The sequence below is a fragment of the Parabacteroides sp. MSK.9.14 genome, assembly GCF_019041495.1.
Taxonomy (GTDB): Bacteria; Bacteroidota; Bacteroidia; order Bacteroidales; family Tannerellaceae; genus Parabacteroides; species Parabacteroides merdae.
This window is the reverse complement of sequence record NZ_JAHPXO010000110.1, coordinates 1-1,560: the sequence shown is the minus strand read 5'-3', so window position 1 is coordinate 1,560 and position 1,560 is coordinate 1. Positions and strand designations below refer to the sequence as shown.

Annotated in this window: 1 protein-coding gene and 1 pseudogene; both read right to left on the bottom strand. The window is 53.8% G+C overall.

Annotated features, from left to right (window positions below):
• Window positions 1-244, bottom strand: a pseudogene (locus tag KTG12_RS21315) (hypothetical protein); the annotation flags it as partial.
• A complete protein-coding gene (locus KTG12_RS21310; RefSeq protein ID WP_011967244.1) occupies window positions 234-1,481 on the bottom strand; it encodes a site-specific integrase in 1,248 nt (415 codons plus the stop codon). The gene KTG12_RS21310 and the pseudogene KTG12_RS21315, both read right to left, overlap by 11 nt.
• Window positions 1,482-1,560 lie beyond the last annotated feature (79 nt).

Genomic DNA, 1,560 nt, shown 5'->3' with positions numbered 1-1,560 from the left:
GGGGCTCCCGGACAGTTCTTTTCCTTGTCGCACATGCACTACGTCGGTCGCAGTTTTCGCCTTCTGAATCCCTTTTACGTCCGTCCCTGCGCTTTCGGAGCGTTTTTCCGGTAGAAAATTTCACCATGCGGAAATTTTCTACCGGAAACCGAAGGGAAAACGCGGAGTCCCGCAGGGACGGACGAACTTTGATGAGGAAGGGGAAAATCATCCGTTTCATAAATACCATTTCCTCAGATGGCATCGCATATTTCCTTCTCCATCTTTTCCAGCTTATGGGACAGGATTTCCATGTCGCTGCTGATCTTCTGGTTGGTTATCCGGGCATATATCTGGGTGGTTTTCAAATCCGTATGCCCCAAAAGACGGCTTACGGTCTCGATGGGCACACCGTGCGAGAGCAGCACGGTGGTGGCGTTCGTATGCCGGGCAACATGATAGGTCAGCCTTATCTTGAAACCGCACTGCCTGCCAAGTTCCTTCAATATGGTGTTGCATCTGCCGTTGCTCGGTACCGGAAATACATGATCGTCCTTGGACAGCCCCTTGTACTTCTCTATGATGCGCTTGGGAACGTCCAGCAGGCGGATGTTGGACTCGGTGTTTGTCTTGCGCCGGCGGGTGATGATCCAGAGGTTGCCGTCGAAGAAGGTCTGGAGCCGGTCGGTCGTCAGCGCCTTCACGTCCGCGTATGCCAGTCCGGTGAACACAGAGAAGATGAAGAGGTCGCGTACCAGTTCGCAGGTCCCGCTTTTCACCGGGGCCTCCATCAGCGTCTGTATCTCACGCTCTGTTAGGTAGCCCCGGTCAACGCTTTCGGGGGAGTTGATGTACCCGGCGAAGGGGTTGAAGGGAAGCGCACCGCTGTTGCGGGCGATGGAGATGACGTGCTTGAGCCCGATCATGTAACCCCATACGGTATTGGTGCGGCATTTCTTCTCCGTACGCAGGAAATACTCGAAGTTGTTGATGAACGTCAGGTTGAGTTCCTTCAGGGGAATGTCGTCACGGCGGTACACTTTCGGGACGAACTCGCAAAGGTGCCTGTATATGGTACGGTAGCGGTTGTATGTTCCCTGCACGCGGCTGTGTCCCACTTTCTTGATGAACTCCTCGTTGTGCTGCTCGAAGAGCTTCAGCAGCGTCTCGCGTTTCACGCCCAGCCCGAGGCAGGCGTCCCTCAGCCTGGCGGCGGTGACATAGCCGTCGGACTGCATCAGTTCCTGGTAACGGCGGTTCACGTCCACGCGTATCCGGTCAACCGCCGCATTGATTTTCTGCGCCTCGGCGCTCTTGCCCGTGGCACGTGCCGTTTTCACGTCCCAAAGTTTCGGAGGTACGTCCAGTTTACAACTGAACTGCTTGATTTCACCGTCCACCGTAAGACGGCACATTAGGGGGAGATAGCCGTTGGCTCTCTCGCTGCCCTTCTTCACGTAGAAGAGGATTTTGAAAGTCGATCTGCTCATACTCGTTTTCATACTTTTTTGATCGTTACAAAGTTAATATCAAGCGAGTTGTCCTCAGGTATGAAAAACTGTGCAAATTACTGAAATAGAA